Origin of the sequence: Burkholderia lata (assembly GCF_000012945.1) — a bacterium.
Taxonomy (GTDB): Bacteria; Pseudomonadota; Gammaproteobacteria; order Burkholderiales; family Burkholderiaceae; genus Burkholderia; species Burkholderia lata.
The window spans coordinates 3,207,822-3,225,856 of sequence record NC_007511.1 but is presented as its reverse complement, the minus strand read 5'-3'; the positions used below and the strand labels follow the sequence as shown (position 1 = coordinate 3,225,856).

16 protein-coding genes are annotated in these 18,035 nt (G+C 66.4%); 8 read left to right on the top strand and 8 right to left on the bottom strand.

Annotation, left to right across the window (positions count from 1 at the left end; all coding sequences use genetic code 11):
• The first annotated feature begins 75 nt into the window (after nucleotides 1-75).
• The 4 genes from BCEP18194_RS36980 to BCEP18194_RS36965 all read left to right on the top strand — a co-directional run bounded on the left by BCEP18194_RS36980 (nucleotide 76) and on the right by BCEP18194_RS36965 (nucleotide 4,449).
• A complete protein-coding gene (locus BCEP18194_RS36980) occupies nucleotides 76-666 on the top strand; it encodes a class I SAM-dependent methyltransferase (RefSeq protein ID WP_011356444.1) in 591 nt (196 codons plus the stop codon).
• Nucleotides 667-820: 154 nt separating this feature from the next.
• Nucleotides 821-2,257 (top strand): alkaline phosphatase, encoded by a 1,437-nt coding sequence (locus BCEP18194_RS36975; protein ID WP_011356443.1) that lies wholly within the window; start codon nucleotides 821-823, stop codon nucleotides 2,255-2,257.
• 32 nt (nucleotides 2,258-2,289) lie between these two features.
• The gene (locus tag BCEP18194_RS36970) at nucleotides 2,290-3,681 is read left to right on the top strand and encodes an alkaline phosphatase (protein WP_011356442.1); all 1,392 of its coding nucleotides are present in this window, start codon (nucleotides 2,290-2,292) and stop codon (nucleotides 3,679-3,681) included.
• Between the two features lie 33 nt (nucleotides 3,682-3,714).
• Nucleotides 3,715-4,449: a hypothetical protein gene (locus BCEP18194_RS36965; protein WP_011356441.1), complete on the top strand. Its 735-nt coding sequence runs from the start codon at nucleotides 3,715-3,717 to the stop codon at nucleotides 4,447-4,449.
• Nucleotides 4,450-4,569: 120 nt separating this feature from the next.
• Here BCEP18194_RS36965 and BCEP18194_RS36960 read toward each other — a convergent pair whose 3' ends face one another.
• From BCEP18194_RS36960 to BCEP18194_RS36940, 5 genes are all read right to left on the bottom strand, one after another.
• Nucleotides 4,570-5,709, bottom strand: a complete 1,140-nt coding sequence (locus BCEP18194_RS36960; RefSeq protein ID WP_011356440.1) for an acyltransferase family protein — start codon at nucleotides 5,707-5,709, stop codon at nucleotides 4,570-4,572.
• Complete coding sequence (gene blaOXA / locus BCEP18194_RS36955) at nucleotides 5,706-6,515, bottom strand: OXA-1043 family class D beta-lactamase (RefSeq protein WP_011356439.1); 810 nt, start codon at nucleotides 6,513-6,515, stop codon at nucleotides 5,706-5,708. The genes BCEP18194_RS36960 and blaOXA overlap by 4 nt, the downstream gene beginning before the upstream one ends.
• Before the next feature lie 163 nt (nucleotides 6,516-6,678).
• Nucleotides 6,679-6,891, bottom strand: coding sequence for a hypothetical protein (locus tag BCEP18194_RS36950; protein ID WP_011356438.1), 213 nt, complete (start codon nucleotides 6,889-6,891; stop codon nucleotides 6,679-6,681).
• Nucleotides 6,892-6,901: 10 nt separating this feature from the next.
• The gene (locus BCEP18194_RS36945) at nucleotides 6,902-7,891 is read right to left on the bottom strand and encodes an RDD family protein (protein ID WP_011356437.1); all 990 of its coding nucleotides are present in this window, start codon (nucleotides 7,889-7,891) and stop codon (nucleotides 6,902-6,904) included.
• Between the two features lie 503 nt (nucleotides 7,892-8,394).
• Complete coding sequence (locus tag BCEP18194_RS36940) at nucleotides 8,395-9,546, bottom strand: porin (RefSeq protein ID WP_011356436.1); 1,152 nt, start codon at nucleotides 9,544-9,546, stop codon at nucleotides 8,395-8,397.
• Between the two features lie 571 nt (nucleotides 9,547-10,117).
• On the opposite strand from BCEP18194_RS36940, the gene BCEP18194_RS36935 reads away from it, so the two are divergent.
• From BCEP18194_RS36935 to BCEP18194_RS36925, 3 genes are all read left to right on the top strand, one after another.
• A complete protein-coding gene (locus BCEP18194_RS36935; protein WP_011356435.1) occupies nucleotides 10,118-11,155 on the top strand; it encodes an ABC transporter substrate-binding protein in 1,038 nt (345 codons plus the stop codon).
• A gap of 70 nt (nucleotides 11,156-11,225) precedes the next feature.
• Entirely contained in the window at nucleotides 11,226-12,191 is a 966-nt protein-coding gene (locus BCEP18194_RS36930) for an ABC transporter permease (protein ID WP_011356434.1), read from the top strand.
• Nucleotides 12,192-12,205: 14 nt separating this feature from the next.
• A complete protein-coding gene (locus BCEP18194_RS36925; protein ID WP_011356433.1) occupies nucleotides 12,206-13,027 on the top strand; it encodes a quaternary amine ABC transporter ATP-binding protein in 822 nt (273 codons plus the stop codon).
• 179 nt (nucleotides 13,028-13,206) lie between these two features.
• On the opposite strand, the gene BCEP18194_RS36920 is transcribed toward BCEP18194_RS36925, so the two are convergent.
• Both BCEP18194_RS36920 and BCEP18194_RS36915 read right to left on the bottom strand, forming a co-directional pair.
• Complete coding sequence (locus BCEP18194_RS36920; protein ID WP_041493676.1) at nucleotides 13,207-14,139, bottom strand: MBL fold metallo-hydrolase; 933 nt, start codon at nucleotides 14,137-14,139, stop codon at nucleotides 13,207-13,209.
• A gap of 455 nt (nucleotides 14,140-14,594) precedes the next feature.
• A complete protein-coding gene (locus BCEP18194_RS36915; protein ID WP_157687417.1) occupies nucleotides 14,595-15,272 on the bottom strand; it encodes a hypothetical protein in 678 nt (225 codons plus the stop codon).
• A 139-nt stretch (nucleotides 15,273-15,411) separates the two neighbouring features.
• Here BCEP18194_RS36915 and BCEP18194_RS36910 point away from each other — a divergent pair, with 139 nt between their 5' ends.
• Complete coding sequence (locus BCEP18194_RS36910) at nucleotides 15,412-16,314, top strand: LysR substrate-binding domain-containing protein (RefSeq protein WP_011356429.1); 903 nt, start codon at nucleotides 15,412-15,414, stop codon at nucleotides 16,312-16,314.
• Nucleotides 16,315-16,353: 39 nt separating this feature from the next.
• Here the strand turns inward: BCEP18194_RS36910 and BCEP18194_RS36905 are convergent, their stop codons facing one another.
• The gene (locus tag BCEP18194_RS36905; protein ID WP_011356428.1) at nucleotides 16,354-18,021 is read right to left on the bottom strand and encodes a GMC family oxidoreductase; all 1,668 of its coding nucleotides are present in this window, start codon (nucleotides 18,019-18,021) and stop codon (nucleotides 16,354-16,356) included.
• Nucleotides 18,022-18,035 lie beyond the last annotated feature (14 nt).

Genomic DNA, 18,035 nt, shown 5'->3' with positions numbered 1-18,035 from the left:
CCGTGTCGCCGTAGCCCTGTTTCACGAAGCCGCCGACGCATCGAGGCCGACGGCGCAACTGCTCGAGGGCTGCCCATGATGTGGCCGAACGCGTGGCGTGTCTCGGCACTGTTCGTGCGCGAGTGGGTCGGCCGTCCGGCCGCGGTGGGCGCGTTGTGCCCGAGTTCGCGGCAGCTGGCGCGCGAGATGGCCGATGCGGTGCCGGACGGCGACGGGCTGGTCGTCGAGCTCGGCGGCGGCACCGGCGCGATCACCGCGGCGTTGCTCGAACGCGGCGTCGCGCCACGGCGGCTCGTCGTGGTCGAGCGTTCGCCGGCGTTCGTCCAGCATCTGCGGCGACGCTTTCCGGGCATCTCGATCGTGTCGGGCGACGCGCGACAGCTCGAGCGGCTGCTGCCGCCCGAGGCGCGCGTCGACGCGATCGTGTCGTGCCTGCCGCTGCGCACGCTGCCGCGTCAGGATGTGGCGGCGATCGTCGATCAATGCCATCGCGTGCTGTCGGCCGACGGCGTGATGATCCAGTTCACGTACGACCTGCGGCCGCCTGGCCGTCATCCGCTCGGCGATTCGGCATTTGTTGCCTGCGGCAGCCGGATCGTGTGGGCAAACATACCGCCTGCGCGCATCGTGACCGTGCGCAGCGTCACCGCCGAACACGCGGAATGATGCCGCTGCGCGCGGGGCGCCCGATCGCGGCGCCTCGCTTGCGCCTTTCATAAATCCTTCTATACCTTCCAATTACCATTCATATTGTCGTCACATCAGGTTCCTACCATCGCCTTTCATTTCGAAAGCATCAATGGCGGGGGGAACCGGCAACATGAATCGAATCAAACTGGCGGCGCTGCTGTGTGCGGGCGCCTTTGCACTTGCCGGATGCGGCAGCGACGACGGCCCGACCAGCACGGCGCCCGGCCCCACGAAGCCGCTGGCCGCGCGCAACGTGATCTTCTTCCTCGGCGACGGCATGGGGATCACGACGCTGACGGCCGCGCGCATCTTTGCGGTCGGTGAAGACGGCGCGCTGACGATCGACACGCTGCCGGAAACCGCGTTCGTGAAGACCTATTCCAACGATGCGCAGGTGACGGACAGCGCACCGTCGATGTCGGCGTACATGACCGGCGTCAAGACCAACAACGAAGTGATCTCGATGTCGCCCGACACGAAGGCGATCGAGCCGACCGCGAGCCTCACCGGCAACTGCGGCGCGAACAACGGCAAATCGGCGACGACGCTGCTCGAGATCGCGAAGGCGCAGGGGCTGGCCACCGGGGTCGTGACGACCACGCGCGTCACGCACGCGACGCCCGCGGCGACGTATGCACACGTGTGCCATCGCGACGCCGAGAACGACATCGCCGCGCAGCTCGTGCCGGGCGGTGCGGGCTACAACGGCGCGCTGGGCGACGGCGTCGACGTCGTGCTCGGCGGCGGCACGCAATTCTTCGTGCCGAAGGACGGCGGCGGCAAGCGTACCGACGGGCGCAACCTGGTCAACGAGCTGAAGGCGAAGGGCTATGCGGTCGCGCAGAACCGCGACGACCTGCTGGCTGCCGACGCGACGAAGGGCGGCAAGCTGGTCGGCCTGTTCTCGTCGAGCCACATGAGCTACGACCTCGATCGCGGCGCGACCAAGGAGCCGAGCCTCACCGACATGGCGACGCGCGCGCTCGACGTGCTGCAGAAGAACCCGAACGGCTATTTCCTGATGGTCGAGGGCGGCCGGATCGACCACGCGCTGCACGACACCAATGCGAAGCGCGCGCTGCAGGACACGGTCGCGTTCGACAACGCGATCAAGGCCACGATCGACAAGGTGCGCAAGACCGATCCCGACCTGAAGAACACGCTGATCGTCGTCACGGCCGACCACGATCACACGCTGGTGCTGAACGGCTATGCGGCGCGCACCGGCAAGACCGAGGCGGGCAAGCCCGGCGTGCTGGGCGTGCTGCGCAGCTACCAGACGGGTGCGGTCGCGAAGGACGCGGACGGCGCGCCGTACACGATCATCGGCTTCGGCAACGGCGAGAACCGCGTGCAGGGCAGCCGTGCGGGCACGGCACTCACCGATGCGGTGACGGGCGCCGACGACTATCGCCAGGAGGCGGTCGTGCGCATGGACAAGGGCAACGAGACGCACGGCGGCACCGATGTGTTCCTCGGTGCGATCGGCCGCGGCGCGGATGCATTCCACGGCGTGATCGAGAACAACAAGGTGTTCGAGCTGGTGCGCAACGCGGTGCAGCTGTGAGCGCCGACCATACGGGTACAGGGGAATACAGGATGTCGACCATCAAGTGCATCGCGGCGGCGCTGGCCGTCGCGGGTTTCGCATGCGGCGCGGCGCAGGCCGCCGGCCAGGCGAAGAACGTGATTTTCTTTCTCGGCGACGGCATGGGGCCGACGACCGTGACGGCGAGCCGGATCTACAAGGTCGGTGAGTCGGGACAACTGACGATGGAGAAGCTGGCTCGCACCGCGCGCGTCAAGACCTTCTCGAACGACGCGCAGACGACCGACAGCGCGCCGTCGATGGCCGCGTACATGACCGGCGTGAAGATGAACAACGAAGTGCTGTCGATGTCGTCCGACACGCGCGCGGTCGCGCCGGGCAACGACGCCAACGGCAACAAGACCGTCAACAACTGCGTGACGGGCAACGGCCAGCCGGTCGCGACGCTGCTGGAGCTCGCGAAAGCGCGCGGCAAGGCGGTGGGTGCGATCACGACGACCGAGCTCACGCACGCGACGCCTGCCGCGACCTATTCGCACATCTGCCATCGCGATGCGCAGTACGACATCGCCGCGCAGGCGTCGCCGGGCGGCGCAGGCTACAACGCGGCGCTCGGCGACGGCGTCGACGTGTTGATGGGCGGCGGCCGCAACCACTGGACGCCGTTCGATCCGGTGGCCAACAAGCGCGGGCGTGCGGACGGCCGCAACCTGCTCAACGAGATGAAGGCGAAGGGCTACACGGTCGTCGCGAACAAGGATCAGCTCGCGCAGGCCGGCAACGGCAAGCTGGTTGGCCTCTTCAGTTCGACGAGCCATCTGGAGTATGAACTCGACCGCGTCGCGGGCAAGGGCGAAGGTCCGACGCAGCCGAGCCTCGCGGAGATGACGTCGAAGGCGATCGACGTGCTGTCGAAGAATTCGAACGGCTATTTCCTGATGGTCGAAGGCGGCCGGATCGATCACGCGCTGCACGGCACCAACGCGAAGCGCGCGCTGGAAGACACGGCGGCGTTCGACGAAGCGATCCGCGTCGCGCTGTCGAAGGTCGACCTGTCGAACACGCTGATCGTCGTGACGGCCGACCACGACCACACGATGACGATCAACGGCTATTCGAAGCGCGGCAACCCGATTCTCGACATCAGCCGCAACTATCGCGACGGCCAGCCGAGCAAGGACGCCGACGGCAACACCTACACGACGCTCGTGTTCGGCAACGGCGCGAACCGGCCGAACGTGCGCGCGTCGGTCGATTCGGCCACCGCGACGAACGAGGCGTATCTGCAGGAAGTGGGCGTGCGGATGGGCAGCGCGGGCTCGGAGACGCACGGCGGCGGCGACGTGATGCTGTTCGCCGACGGCGCGGACGCGAAGGCGTTCAAGGGCACGATCGACAACACGAAGGTGTTCGGTCTCGTGCGCTCGGCGTTCGGTTTCTGAATCCGTTGACTGCTTGAGGAACGGGAACGCCCGATGAAACGTCAGCTTCTCTGCGCGCTCGCTTCCGGGTGGGTTGCGCTGCCGGCCCTTGCAGCGGCCGATCTCGACGCCGTGCTGCTGCACGAAAGCCGTACGGTGTCGGCCGACGGCGTGACGCGCACGACGATGTATCGCGAACGGATGGTGCGGCGCGACGCTCACGTGTGGGTCGAACGCGTGCTGCCCGTCGCGGCGGCAGGTGGTCATGGTGACGATCATGACCATGATCACGACGCGGGCGCTCGCACCGGCGTGCAGCCGGCCGCCGCCCACGCGGGCCACAAGCACTTCAACTTCCAGGCAGCCGCGCGGCACGTGACCTACGACGGCAAGACGGCGCGCATCGAGTACGTCGATACGGCGAACCGGACGGTCGTCAGCGTGCCGCCGGCCGAGTACGAAACCACGGGCTTCGACGGATCGTGGGACAACGCGTACTACGTCACACCGCCGTCGCAGTTGAAGCGGCTCGCGGTCGCGAAGCGCGGCGACACGCCCGGTACCCGCTGGTACGAGCAGGCGGTCGACACACCCGGCGCGCGCGGCGTGAACCGGATCCTGTGGAACGAGACGCTGCAGGCGCCGCTGTCGGTCGAATACCGGAGCGCCGACGGCCGTGTCGTGCGCAAGCTGACATTGACGCCGGCGCCGGCCGCGCGGCGCGAGACGTTGCCGTGGCAGACGCTCGCCAGCTATACGCGCAAGGAATACGCGGACTATCTCGACTGATCGGCGATTTTGACCGTCTGTACGCGGGGCTTGCGGTCAGGCCGGCCGGTATCGTCAAGCGATACGGCCGGGCCCTGGCCGATTTTTTATGGCTGACCGGCAGCCATTGCCGATGACATGCTAGAAGCGCGCGCCGTCCGGCACGCGCGCGGAAGGCCGCGACGCGATCCGCTTGATGTAGCGGTCGAGCGGTGTCGCGTAGCCGCGCGCGATCGCCGCGCTCAGAGCGGCCGACAACGCCAGATACGCAATCAGCAACAGCAGCTTCGTGTCGCCGTGCGTGGCCGACGGCGGCCAGATCGTACGCAGCCCGCCGAGCACGATCAGGTGGAACAGGTACAGCTCATAGCTGAGCTTGCCGGCCCGGTGCAGCGGCGCGAGCAGGCGGCCCTGCACGCGCTCGCCGTTGACGTGCGCGCCGATCAGCAGCACGGCCGTGCCGAGCGCCATCGCGGTGACGCCGGCGACATGGCTTTCCGCGATCGGCCAGGCCAGATAAAGCGCGGCCATCGCTGACGCGACGAGCCACTGCACGAGCGGCGCGGCCAGCCGCTGCCCGTTCATGCGTTCGGCCAGCAGCGCGGTGCAGCAGCCAATCGCAATCCCGTCGAACGACGCGAAGTACGCATAGAGGAACCCGCCTTCGTCGCCGGCGTGCGTGAAGCGGTACACGGGCCCGATCGCGGCGATGACCACCCAGAACGCGGCCAGCCGCGCATCGCGGCGCAATGCGATGCACAGCAGCGGAAACGACAGGTAGAACACCTCTTCGACCGACAGCGACCACAGCACGCCGAGCGCGTAGTTGACCCATCCGTACGCGCCGATCAGCACGTTCATCCAGAACGTCAGCGACGCGAGATTCACGAGCCAGAACGACACGGCGATGCCTTCCGGCGCATGGTTCTGGAAGATCGGCACGCCGGCTGCCGCGAGGCCGTTGACGAGCGCGAGCAGCAGAAGCAGGCACGGGACGATGCGTGCGACGCGCGACACGTAGAACGCGCGCACGTCGACCGCGCCGAGGCTGCCCCAGCGGCGGCGCGCATTCGACGTGATCAGGTAGCCGGAAATCACGAAGAACATCGTTACGCCGTAGTTGCCGTTGCGCGCCACAGCATGCACCGCATCCCAGCCGATCAGGCGCGCGAGCGACGTGTCGCGCAGCGAGTAGGGGATGTTGAAGTGATGCAGCAGGACGAGCACGATCGACACGCCGCGCAGCAGGTCGATCCGCGCGTTGCGCGGCCCGGTGCTCATTGCGGCCTGCCCGGTTCGGCGAGGGCCGGTAGCGTCGCCAGGAACGTATCGCGTGCGCGCAGGCCGGCATTCGGCGTCTGCCGCTTGTCGTCCTGCATCAGGTACGCGAACACCAGCTTGCGCGGCCCCTTGGCCGCCCACCCCACGAACCAGCCGTATGCGTGCGACGCATCGTACTTGCGCCCCGGCGACCCGGTCCCCGTCTTGCCGTGCACGACCCAGCCGTCGGGCTGCGTGTCGATCAGCGTGATGCGCTCGGTCATGTCGAATGCGTGCGCGCTGACGGGCAGCGTCCGGTTCGCGATCTTGCGCATGAAGCCGACCTGTTCGAGCGGCGAGATACGCAGCGACGCGTTGACCCATGCGCCCATCACGCCGTTCAGTTCGCCCTGCTGGCTGGTCACGTCCGCATTGCCGTAGCCGAATGCGTTCGTGTACCGCTGGAAGCGCGCCTGCCCGAGCGCCTGCGTGACCTGCTGCGAGTACCAGAACACCGACAGCTTCATCCAGCGCGCCGGGTCGGTCGGCTCGCGCCACGGCGCGCCGCCCCAGTCGGGGTAGCCGGCGTGGAAGTCGAGCGTCGGCGTGTGCGCGTCTTTCAGGACGCCCGCATCGAAGCCCATCAGGCTGATCGCGACCTTGAACGTCGACGCCGGCGTCACGCGGGTCGCGCAGTCGCCTTGCTGCACGAGTACCTGGCCGGTGGCGGCGTCGGCGACGACGGTGCAGATCGGGCGGGCATGGGACGTCGAGGCGGCCAGCAGGCCGGCGGCGAAGGTGAACAGCGCGCGGCGCCAGTGCTTCAAGTGACACTCCTTCGGGTGGGGTGGCGCACAGTGTATCGACGTATCGCCGTCTGTCGACCTGTCACGGTTGACGGGGCGGGCTGGCGCATCACGAGCCGCGATGACGGGATCGCGCCCGGATCTTCGCGGATATCGTGCGATCACGCATGCAATGCGCCGCTGCTCAATATCCGGCGATCGCGTAGTAGATCCCGAGGCACGCTACGGCGATGAGCGGGAGTGCGATGACGGTGAAGGCGATTCGGCCGATGCCGCGCAGGCGCGTCACGCCGACATACAGGCAGAGGGCCCCGAAAAATAGCGTCAATGGCCAGTAGATGGCGCCGTAAATGACCGGGACGATCCAGAGCGGCAGGTCGATGCCGATGTCACTCATTTTTGCTTCCTCACGTCGACCCGGTGCCGGCCATCGCGGTCCATTCCGCAGGCGAGCGACCCATGAAAAACTGGGTTCGCCATGTCGCAATGCCGAGATTGACCGCGCGGACGCTCACCACGTTGACGAGATCCTGTTGTCGCAGCCAGGCCGATGAGGCCAGCGCTGCGTGCGCGACAGCGGTCGCCCCGACCTTGTTCATCAGCGCCGGCGTGCTCGTGAGCACGGTGAGGGTGGCGATCGCTTGCGGTGGCTGGCCCGCCGGGCCGACGACGCGCCTGTTGCCGATCCAGACACCGCTCTGGATCACGCCCGGAACGGTGGATGTCGCACGCTGGATCTGGTGGATATCGGCCATGCGATCGTCATCGATCAGCCGCGTTGTGGCAAAACGACTGCCGACGAACAGAAGCAGGCCAAGGACGGCCAGGATCGCCCAGTGTTTCCGGCCAACCGGAGCGGTATCCTCGACGGGCGCCGCGACATGCACGACCCTGCTGGCGGTGAGCAGATCCTGTACGGACTGGCGGCTCGGCCTGTTGAAAACGAACAGATACAGCAATGCCAGGCCCCAGAAGAAGACGATCGTGCCGTTTGCCGTGGCGAGCCATGCCATGCCCGGATCGTGAAGCGCGGGCAGGTCGATAAAGCTGATGCCGCCGAGTGTCAGCGGAACGGCGATCAGCGCGTACCGTGCCCAGGCGCGAACGTACCCGGGACCGGAGCCGTCGGGGGTGGCGCTATCGGCAACACGGATATTCATGACCCGCTTGCCGAGCGACTGGTGCCGATGCCCGCCCTCGAGCAGGCCAAAGTAGATGGACCCGATCAGGAAGCCGATCAGCCTTCCCCATTCGCCAATCGTCGACAGGGCATCGAAGAACAGGATCGCGATTGCCAGCCCGATCAAGCCGAGCAGGATTGAATCGATCGCAAACGCGGCGGTGCGTCGCCAGAAGCCGGCGGCGCCGTGTGATTCTTGGTCTGTATTGCGCTCCATTGCCGTGGCCCCCGATGCGTTATGTTCGTCGAGCCGTTCAGGCTCTTTGCGGCGCGCGGCCGCAGGATTGCATGGGCCGGCACCGATTCGATCGTGACAGTCGGATCATATCGACCGGCTTGACGCAAAACTGCAAACTATTGTGAGTAATGCGCAAGCGCGAACGGCCTTCATGCCGCTTGCGCTGATCGTCGATCGATCCGGGCGCGGCGCGGATTGCGACGCCGGACGGACAGCGCAGGCCTCGCGAGCGTATCGGCCGGGCGTGGGATCGAGACGGGCACCCGCAGACATGAAAGGCTGAAAGCGATTGTCGTGGATTCTCGCGAGGCCGTCGAACGTGTGGGTCCGGTTCGACGGGGCAGCCGCTGTCGCGCACGCGCGCTGCAAAGCGGCGAGGCGCCATGAAAAAGCCCGCCGGCAGGCTTGCGCCTGCGGGCGGGCAAAGACACCTCGGGCAGACCCGCGCGGGTGTCGCGTGAAGAACGGAGAACCGGGTTGCGTCAGAACTTGTGGCGCAGCGCGAGGCGCACGGCCACCTGGTTCGACGTCGACGACGGTGCGTCGGTGCCGGGGATGAACGCGTTGTCGAGGATCGAGTTCGTCTTGTCGCCGGCGATGTGCTGGTACGCGGCCTGCACGTACACGTCGGTGCGCTTCGACAGGTTGTAGTCGGCCATCAGCCCGACCGAGTGGATCTTCGGCTTCGCGTCGCCGGTCGATGCGTCGTACTTCTCGAGCGACAGCACGTACTGCGCGCCCACCATGAACGCCGGCGTGATCTGGTACGAACCGTTCACCTCGAAGTTCTGGTACTTGATCGCGCTGACCGTCGCGCCCGGGGCGATGATCGCGCCCGGCGTGCCGAGGTAGCCGTTGCCGGTCGGGTTCTTGTAGTTCGAGTTCGTGTACGCGAAGCCGACCGTTGCCGGGCCGAACGTGTAGTTGATGCCCGCGCCGAACACGCGCATGCGCTCGGCGATATAGCTCGCGTCGTTCGCGGTGATCGCGCCCGCCGAGCCGTCGCCCGGGTGGTTCGCCTGCAGGTACGCAGCGCCGATCAGCAGGCCGTTGTTCTGGTACTGCGCGCCGAAGCTGTACGCGCGGTTGTCCGAGAAGTTCGTGCTGTTGCTGAAGCTGTAGGCGCCGCCGAACTGGAAGCCGCCGAAGTTCGGGCTCGCGTACTTCACCGTGTTGTCGAGACGGAACGAGTTGTCGGTGTTGTCGTTGTCGAACGGGTGCGCGAGCAGGTAGCCGCCCCAGTTGCCGTTGGCCGTGGTCGGCGCGAGATAGTCGACGACGGAGTCGTACTGGCGGCCGAACGTCAGCGTGCCGTACTGGGTCTGGCTCAGGCCGACGTAGGCCTGGCGGCCGAACATGCGGCCGCCCTGGTTGAGCCGGCCCGTGTTCACGTCGAAGCCGTTTTCGAGCTGGAAGATCGCCTTCATGCCGCCGCCGAGATCCTCGCTGCCCTTCAGGCCCCAGCGGCTGCCCTGCGCGTAGCCGCTCGCCATTTCGTAGACGTGGCCGGTGCCGACGTTGTTCGTGTAGTTCAGGCCTTCGTCGATCACGCCGTACAGCGTGACGCTGCTTTGCGCGAACACGGGGGCTGCGAAGGTTGCCGTTACGGCGAGCGCCGTCAGGGTCTTTTTCATTGAGAGATCTCCGGGATATCCAGCTTGTATCGGTTGTCGTGGGCGCGTCCGGCGAGGTGCGCCCCGTCATCCGGGGCGACCCTGCGCAGCGCGTGCGGCGCCGGATCGCGCAAGGCGCGGCGGCGCGGCAACCGGCAGCGTCGGGTCGTGTCTCCTCCGATGACACCGCGCATTCTTCCCAAGCCGAAAAGGAATCGAAAGCGAGTAATTTCGATGGATGGGATCGGGTTCGCCAATGGGGGCGCGACAGGCCGTTTCGACAGTCGAAACGGGGTGGGCGGCGTCGTGGCTCGCGGCGAGCCGGGCAGGCGCCGCGCGAGGTCGCGTCGCTGCGCGCGCAGGGGCCTGCGCAAGCTCGGAAAATCGGCCGTGAAGCCCGTCTGGCGGGCCTGGCCGGATGCCCGGAGATCGATTGACGCTGCCGATAGCAATGATCGGAATTACTCGTTTCCCTAAACAAATTGGCGGCGGAAACATGCAGGCTGACCGGACGTGGATGCATTCACGATTCGCCGGTCGCCGCGCATGCCGCGACGCACAAACAACAGATTCGATTTGGAGACGACCCACCATGCAGATTCGACGACTGAAAACGGTCCTTCTCGCCGCCGCGGCGATCCTGTCCGCGCCTGCCGCCCACGCGGCCGGCGGCGCGTGCGCCGACGGCAAGACGGTCCATTTCGCGGGCATCACGTGGGAGAGCGGGTCGTTCGCGACCGAAGTGCTGCGGCAGATCATGGAGAAGGGCTACGGCTGCAAGACGGACGTCGTGCCGGGCAGCACGGCCGCCACCGAAACGGCGCTCGCGCGCAACGACCTGCAGATCTGGGCCGAGCAGTGGACGGGCCGCAGCGAGATCACCGCGAAGGCCGTCTCGTCGGGCGCCGTGAAGCTGATCGGCGACACGCTGCCGGGCGGCACGACCGAAGGCTGGTTCGTGCCCGACTACGTGGTGAAGGGCGATCCGGCGCGCAACATCAAGCCGGTCGCGCCGGGGCTCGTGTCGGTCGACGATCTGCCGAAGTACAAGCAGGTGTTCGCGGACGAAGAGGAGCCGGACAAAGGCCGCTTCCTGAACTGCCCGACGGGCTGGGACTGCGAGCGCGTGAACACGCGCCTCTTGCGCGTATTGAAGCTCGACCAGTCGTACACGAACTTCCACCCGGGCACCGGTGCGGCGCTCGACGCGGCGATCGCGTCCGCGTACCAGCGCGGCGCGCCGATCGTGTTCTATTACTGGGGCCCGGCCGCGCTGATGGCGAAATACAAGTTCACCGCGCTGAAGATGCCGGCCTATAACGAAGCATGCTGGAAGACGTTGCGCGACGAGAGCAGCACGCACCAGTGCGCGTCGTCATACATGGTGTCGCGGCTGACGGTCGGCGTGTCGAAGCCGTTCGCGGATGCGAACCCCGATCTCGTCGGCGTCTTCGGCAAGGTGCGTTTCCCGATGGACTTCCTGAACCAGACGATCCTCGAGATGACCACGAAGAAGATCGACGGCGCGGCGATGGCCACGCAGTTCCTGAAGACCCGCCAGGACATGTGGAAGCAGTGGGTGCCGGCCGACGTCGCGCAGAAGATCGCCGGCAGCCTGAAGGGCGCGTAACCTGCGCGCGGCGGCGGGCCCGCGCCTGCCGCCGCCGTCACGCGCCTTCGCGGCGCGACGGAGAACCAAGATGAACGGCTTCTTTCTGCACCTGTCGATCGCCGACTGGGTGAACAGCGCGCTCGAGACGTTCGTCGCGCAATACGGCGACGGCTTCCATCACTTCAGCGTGCTGGTGCTGCGCTACCTGCTCGTGCCGCTCGAAGGCGCGCTGCGCGTGGCGCCGCCGTGGCTCGTGCTGCTGGTCGTCGGCGCGATCGCGTGGAATGCGACGCGCCGCATCGGCCTCGGCGTGCTCTTCATGCTGCTGCTGTACGCGATCGGCTGTTTCGGCCTGTGGGACAAGCTGATGCAGACGCTCGCGCTGATGCTCGTCTCGACGGTGCTGTCGGTCGCGATCGGCGTGCCGGTCGGCATCCTCGCGTCGCGCAGCGCCTGGCTGCGCCGGATGCTGCTGCCCGTGCTCGACGTGATGCAGACATTGCCGAGCTTCGTGTACCTGATTCCGGTGCTGATGCTGTTCGGCCTCGGCAAGGTGCCCGCGATCCTCGCGACGATCATCTACGCGCTGCCGCCGCTGATCCGCCTGACCGATCTCGGCATCCGCCAGGTCGATCCGGACGTGACGGAAGCCGCGCGTGCGTTCGGCACGACGCGCTGGCAACTGCTCGTCAACGTGCAGTTGCCGCTCGCGCGGCCGAGCATCATGGCCGGCATCAACCAGACGACGATGATGGCGCTGTCGATGGTCGTGATTGCGTCGATGATCGGCTCGCGCGGGCTCGGCGAGGATGTGCTCGCGGGCATCCAGACGCTCGACGTCGGCAAGGGCACGCAGGCCGGCCTCGCGATCGTGATTCTCGCGATCGTGATTGACCGGATCAGCCAGGGCTTCGGCCAGGAGCGTCGCGCCCGGCGGCGGCTCGCGCAGCAGCGCCGGCAGAAGGGCGCGTCGCGCGTGCCGTACCGGCTGCCGCGCAAGGCGCAGTCGGCGGGCGTCGATTCGAATCAGGCGACGCAGTCGTCGCGTGCATAGGAACGGAGACAGACATGGCGACCATCGACGTCAAACACGTGTACAAGCTGTTCGGGCCGCCCGCCGCGCATGCGCGCGTGCTCGACCTGCTGCGCTCGGGCAAGCGCAAGGCCGAGGTGCTGGCCGAAACAGGCTGCAACGTCGGGCTCAACGACGTGAGCCTCGGCATCGAGTCGGGCGAGATCTTCGTGATCATGGGGTTGTCGGGCTCCGGGAAATCGACGCTCGTGCGGCACTTCAACCGGCTGATCGAGCCGACGGCCGGCGAGATCGTGATCGACGGCAGCGACGTGATCAAGCTCGATGCGCACGGGCTGCGCGAACTGCGCCGCTTCAAGGTCAGCATGGTGTTCCAGAACTTCGGGCTGCTGCCGCACCAGACCGTGCTCGACAACGCCGCGTATGCGCTGCGCACGCGCGGCGAGAAGCGGCACGATGCGGCCGAGGCGGCGCGCAACTGGCTGACGAAGGTCGGGCTCGACGGCTATGGCGATCACTATCCGGACGAGCTGTCGGGCGGGATGCGGCAGCGTGTCGGGCTGGCGCGCGCGCTGGCGGCCGATACGGACGTGCTGCTGATGGACGAGGCGTTCTCCGCGCTCGATCCGCTGATTCGTACCGAGATGCAGGATCAGTTGCTCGAACTGCAGACGACGCTGTCGAAGACGATCGTGTTCATCACGCACGATCTCGACGAAGCGCTGCGGATCGGCGACCGGATCGCGATTCTGCGTGACGGTACGCTCGTGCAGGTCGGGACGCCGGACGATATCCTGTCGCGGCCGGCGGATGACTATGTGAGAAGGTTCGTGGAGAAGCGTTCGAGCGTGAATTGAACGACGGCCGTTCCCTGCGGGAAGCCGGGGCGGGGGCATGAAGAACGGCACGCCGCGATATGCGGCGTGCTTTTTTTTGCCGGTGCCACGGCGACGACTCGTGATCGTCTGCAAGAAGCCGTCTCAAGTCTCGTGGACATGCGCCGGTCCCGTCACGATCGCCGAGAGCCTTTCAGTGATCAGTAATCCCACAGAACCGGCACGAACCGGAATCCGTCGCCGTTCCTTGCGATATGACCGATGGACGGAAACGCGACATGCGCGGCGGCCAGCAGCGCGCCAGTCTCGGCGGCTTCATTGAACAGCGCGATACGCACGGCGGCCGCCGTTTCAGGATCGTGCTCGAAGCCGTTTTGCCACTCGGGATGATCGAAGTTGACTTCGAAGATCGCATCGCCCGCGAACGTCAGCTTCTCGCCATTCGATGCGATGTCCACGACGCAGTGCCCGGGCGTGTGCCCGCCCGTCACGCGCGCCGACACGCCTGCGGCGACTTCCACGGTCTGATCGAACTGGACGATGTTTTCGCCGTAGAGCGCCACGAACTTCTCGGCCGCCTTGCGGAGTGCCGGCGGCACCGTTTCCGGCATCACCGTCTTGCTGAAGTCCGGATTTTTCCAGAACGCCACTTCCGCGGCCGATACGTGAATGCGCACGTCCGGGCGCAGCCTGGCCCTGACGCCGTCGACGTTCAGTCCGCCGACGTGATCCATGTGCATATGGGTAATCACGATATCGGTGATCGCGGACAAGTCGATGCCGGCCGATTCCAGACGCATCACCGACTTCCCGGCGCGCGTGAAGTATTCGAAGCCGTCGCCCACGCCGGAGTCGATCAGGATCAGGCGGTCGCCGCTGCGCACGAGCGCGACGTTCAGCGCCCAGTCGAACATGTCGCGTTGCAGGAAACGGCCATCGAACCAGGCATTGCGGTCCGCTTCGCTCACGTTGGTGGACATGGTGGAGGTCGGCAGCGGCAGAATGCCGTCGCTGATCAGCACGACGTCGACGTCACCCACGCGGACGGCGTAGCGGGACGGCACGAGTTCGCCTGAACCTTCCTTGCCGAGGTCGGAGATAACCGGCTGAACATTGCGGGTGGTTTCGCTCATCATCAAGAGTCCTCTTTATCAAGTGGGGTAAGTCGCATTGCAGAGTGCGGTTCACGAGCACGACCACGAATTTCGCGCGTTCCGCTTCGCTCGCCTTTCAACCGGGCGTGAGACGGATTGTAGTCAGGGGGATGAAAGGCGGAAGCACCGCGAATGCACACATCGTGTTGTTCGACCGACAACAATCGAAGATGGGCGGGAGGCGAGAGGCAATGCGAGAGGCGGATGGATCGGCCCGCAGTTCAACGACCGCGGCGCCTCATATTCGAAGACGGTTGATGGCGGCTGCGCGCCGCGTCTGCATGACTGAGACGCCGCACGCCGCAGGGGCAGACCGGATAGTTGGCGAGGGCGATGTCCCACACGTTGCAGTCGGGACGATCCAGGTCACGATTGCGGATTAGCTCAACCCGCCAGCGCACGGCGCTGCGTTCCGGCCCGTGCGCCGTTTGCGCTTACGGCTCGATCGACCCATATCGCGGATAGCGCCCGCTTCTGTAATTCTCAGGCATCCGGCATTTCTGGTAACTCTGCATCAGCCGAAACGCGGACTTCTCCCGGTCCGTCTCGTCGCCTTCCTGAAGCCAGAGCGCATGGCTTTTCTCCGCGAGCACGATGAGCAGGCGCCGTCTGGCGGCCGACAACGCCGAACGATCCAGCAGGTCGCACACGAGATTGGCCGTCACCACGCCGAACAGCCGGCGGTACGCATGGCAGTCGTTCGACGCGAGCAGTTGCATCGCTTCGGCGAAGGCCGTTTCTGCTTCCTCCACCGATCGCTGCAGCGTGATCGCGGGAAGTGCGAGCGCCGTGATGTAGACGCGATCGTCGGCGTCGAACCTGTCGAGCGACGCATTCACGTCCTCCAGTCGTTCGAGCACCGCATGCTGGCGGTCGATGCGCCGGAGCGAATCGGCCGGGACGTCGTCATGCGCGTCCATGAGTTGGTCGAGATAGCCCATTCCCGCCTGCCAGTCGCCGAGATGCTCGCCGAATACATGCGTCGCGAGCGCCGCCAGTTCGACGAGATCCTGTTCCCCCATCGGGAACGCAAGCCGCTCCCGCAAGCGGGCCGCGACCGTGGTCGGCTGCTTCGTGTGGTCCTGCCAGTCCCGTAGCAGCGACTCGCGCAATGGCTCGTCGTGCGCCTGTGTCGTCTCCATGCGTTCCTCCGTTCGATTGCCCGAATGGTAGGAGCGAGGAGGGTGTGTGTACAGTGCAGGTTTGGCAGATATATGATGCATCCGATGCAAATCTGCGAGGAGCGCGGCATTGAACCGGATCGACCTGAACCTGCTGCTGGCGCTGAAAGCGCTGATCGATGAGGAAAGCGTGTCGGGTGCGGCACGCAGTCTCGATCTGAGTCCGTCCGCGATGAGCCGGACCCTCGCCCGTGTCCAGGACGCGATCGGCGACAAGGTGCTGGTGCGCGCGGGAAAGGGCATGGTGGCGACCGAAACGGCGCGGCGGCTGAAGGAGCCGCTCGACCGCATCCTGCAGGATGTGGAACTGCTGCTCGGCGCGCAGCACCGGTCGATCGACGCGCAGCGCGTGTTCAACATCAGCGCGAACGACGGTTTCATCGATTCGTTTGCGGTGCCCATCATCGCGCAGGCGCACGATGCGTGGCCGCATGCGAGGCTGCGCTTCCTGCCGAAGCACGAGAAGACCGTGGCGCGCCTTCGCAGCGGGGAAGTCGATATCGAAATCGGCGTGGTCGGCGAGACGGGGCCGGAGATCATGATCCGCAAGCTGTTCGACGACCGCATGGTCGGCGTGCTGCGAAAGGGGCATCGGCTGGCGCGGCGCCGGATGACGCTCGATGCTTACCTGTCCGTGCCGCACATCAGCGTGTCGCGCAAGGGACGCTTTCACGGGCCGATCGACGATGCGCTGAGCGAGCAGGGGCGCGAGCGCAACGTCATCGCGGTGGTGCCGAACTTCAAGTCGGGCATCGAGCTCGCCCAGCGCTCGGACTGGATCGCCCACGTGCCCGAGAAGCACACCGCACAGGCCCGGCACGACGTCGTGACGTTCGACCTGCCGGTCGCGACCCCGGCGCTCGCGATCTCGATCATGTGGCATCCGCGCTTCGAACGCGATGCGGTGCATGCGGGGCTGCGGGACCTGATCGTGAACGTGTGCCGGCAGGTCGTCGACGCTACGAACCGATGACGCTCGGCGGCGGCGGCCGTCGAACCTGCCGGCACCGTGTTATTGCACGACCGTCTCACGTCGCGTCGATTGCACGCCGGCCATTTCCGCCCGCACCGCATCCGCCAGAATCAGATCCGCGCCTTTCTCCGCGACCATCATCGTCGGCGCGTTGATGTTGCCCGACGTGATGTTCGGGAACACCGACGCATCGACGATCCGCAGCGCCTGCAGCCCGTGCACGCGCAGCGCCGCATCGACCACCGACGTTGCCGCGTCCGGCCCCATCGCGCACGAGCCGCACAGGTGGTAGATCGAACCCGACTGCTCGCGGAAATACTGCAGCATCGCTTCGTCTGAATCGACCTGCGGCCCCGGCGAGATTTCCTCGACGGTCATCGACTTCAGCGCCGGCGCGCGCATCAGCGCCCGGATCACCTTGCTGCCCTGCACGGCCTCGTCGAGATCCTTCTGCGTAGTGAGCGCGTTGATGTGGATCTTCGCGGCATCTTCCGCGCGGTTCGACGCGATCTCGATCGTGCCGCGGCTCGTCGGCCGGCACGGGTTGAACGCGATCAGGAAACCCGAATACGGCTCGGGCTTGATGCTCGCGCGGTCGCTCTTCGGGATCCGGTACGACAGCGGGTTGAAGTAGAGCTGGATGTTCGGTTCCTGCGCACCATCCGTGCCGCGGAAGAAGCCGCCCGCCTGGTTCACGCTCATCGCGAGCGGGCCGCGCTTCGTCAGCAGGTAGCGCAGCCCGATCTTCATCTTGCCGATGAGCGTACCCATTTCGTCGTTCAGCGTCGGGCGGTTCGCCTTGAAGTAGAAGCTCACGCACAGGTGGTCCTGCAGGTTGCGGCCGACGGCCGGCAGCGCATGCACGAGCGGCACGCGCTGGCGCGCGAGCAGCGACGGATCGCCGACGCCCGACAGTTGCAGCAGCTTCGGCGTATCGACCGCACCGGCCGCGAGAATGACCTCGCGCGTGGCCACGAGCGTTTCGTCGCCGTGCTCACCCGCGACGACTACGCCGGTCGCACGCGTGCCGTCGAACGTCACGCGCCGCACGAGCACGCCCGAGCGCAGCGTGAGGTTCGCGCGGCCCAGCGCGGGACGCAGGTACGCGAAGCTGCTGGAGCAGCGTTCGCCGTGCTTCGTGTTCAGGTCGTAGATACCCGCGCCTTCGAACTGCGCACCGTTGAAATCCTCGGTGCGCGGCAGGTTCAGCTGGCTGCAACCCTTCAGGAACTCGTGGACGATCGGATGCACGTCGGCCTTCATCGACGTGATGTGGATCGGCCCGGTCGAGCCATGATGCTGCGGATCGGTCGTGCCGGCCGCGTGGGTTTCGAGCTTGCGGAAGTACGGCAGCACGTCGTCGTACGCCCAGCCCGGATTGCCGGCGTTCGCCCAGTCGTCGTAGTCGCTGCGCTGGCCGCGCACGTAGACCATCGCGTTGATCGAGCCCGATCCGCCGACCACCTTGCCGCGCGGGCAGTACAGCTTGCGATCGGCGAGCTGCGCCTCGGGCTCGCTGTAGTACATCCAGTTGTAGCGGCGGTTGTAGTAGGTCTTCGTGAAGCCGACCGGCACCTTGAACCAGAACGACGCGTCGCGTTCGCCCGCTTCGAGCAGCAGCACCGAGTGCCGGCCCGATTCGCTCAGGCGGTTCGCGAGGATGCAGCCGGCCGAGCCCGCGCCGACGATGATGTAGTCGTAGCTCATGTCTGTCCTTTGCG

Coding starts and splice junctions, on each gene's coding strand:
- BCEP18194_RS36980 (WP_011356444.1), top strand. CDS start 76: ATGATGTGGCCGAACGCGTGGCGTGTCTCGGCACTGTTCGTGCGCGAG.
- BCEP18194_RS36975 (WP_011356443.1), top strand. CDS start 821: ATGAATCGAATCAAACTGGCGGCGCTGCTGTGTGCGGGCGCCTTTGCA.
- BCEP18194_RS36970 (WP_011356442.1), top strand. CDS start 2,290: ATGTCGACCATCAAGTGCATCGCGGCGGCGCTGGCCGTCGCGGGTTTC.
- BCEP18194_RS36965 (WP_011356441.1), top strand. CDS start 3,715: ATGAAACGTCAGCTTCTCTGCGCGCTCGCTTCCGGGTGGGTTGCGCTG.
- BCEP18194_RS36960 (WP_011356440.1), bottom strand. CDS start 5,709: ATGAGCACCGGGCCGCGCAACGCGCGGATCGACCTGCTGCGCGGCGTG.
- BCEP18194_RS36950 (WP_011356438.1), bottom strand. CDS start 6,891: ATGAGTGACATCGGCATCGACCTGCCGCTCTGGATCGTCCCGGTCATT.
- BCEP18194_RS36945 (WP_011356437.1), bottom strand. CDS start 7,891: ATGGAGCGCAATACAGACCAAGAATCACACGGCGCCGCCGGCTTCTGG.
- BCEP18194_RS36940 (WP_011356436.1), bottom strand. CDS start 9,546: ATGAAAAAGACCCTGACGGCGCTCGCCGTAACGGCAACCTTCGCAGCC.
- BCEP18194_RS36935 (WP_011356435.1), top strand. CDS start 10,118: ATGCAGATTCGACGACTGAAAACGGTCCTTCTCGCCGCCGCGGCGATC.
- BCEP18194_RS36930 (WP_011356434.1), top strand. CDS start 11,226: ATGAACGGCTTCTTTCTGCACCTGTCGATCGCCGACTGGGTGAACAGC.
- BCEP18194_RS36925 (WP_011356433.1), top strand. CDS start 12,206: ATGGCGACCATCGACGTCAAACACGTGTACAAGCTGTTCGGGCCGCCC.
- BCEP18194_RS36920 (WP_041493676.1), bottom strand. CDS start 14,139: ATGAGCGAAACCACCCGCAATGTTCAGCCGGTTATCTCCGACCTCGGC.
- BCEP18194_RS36905 (WP_011356428.1), bottom strand. CDS start 18,021: ATGAGCTACGACTACATCATCGTCGGCGCGGGCTCGGCCGGCTGCATC.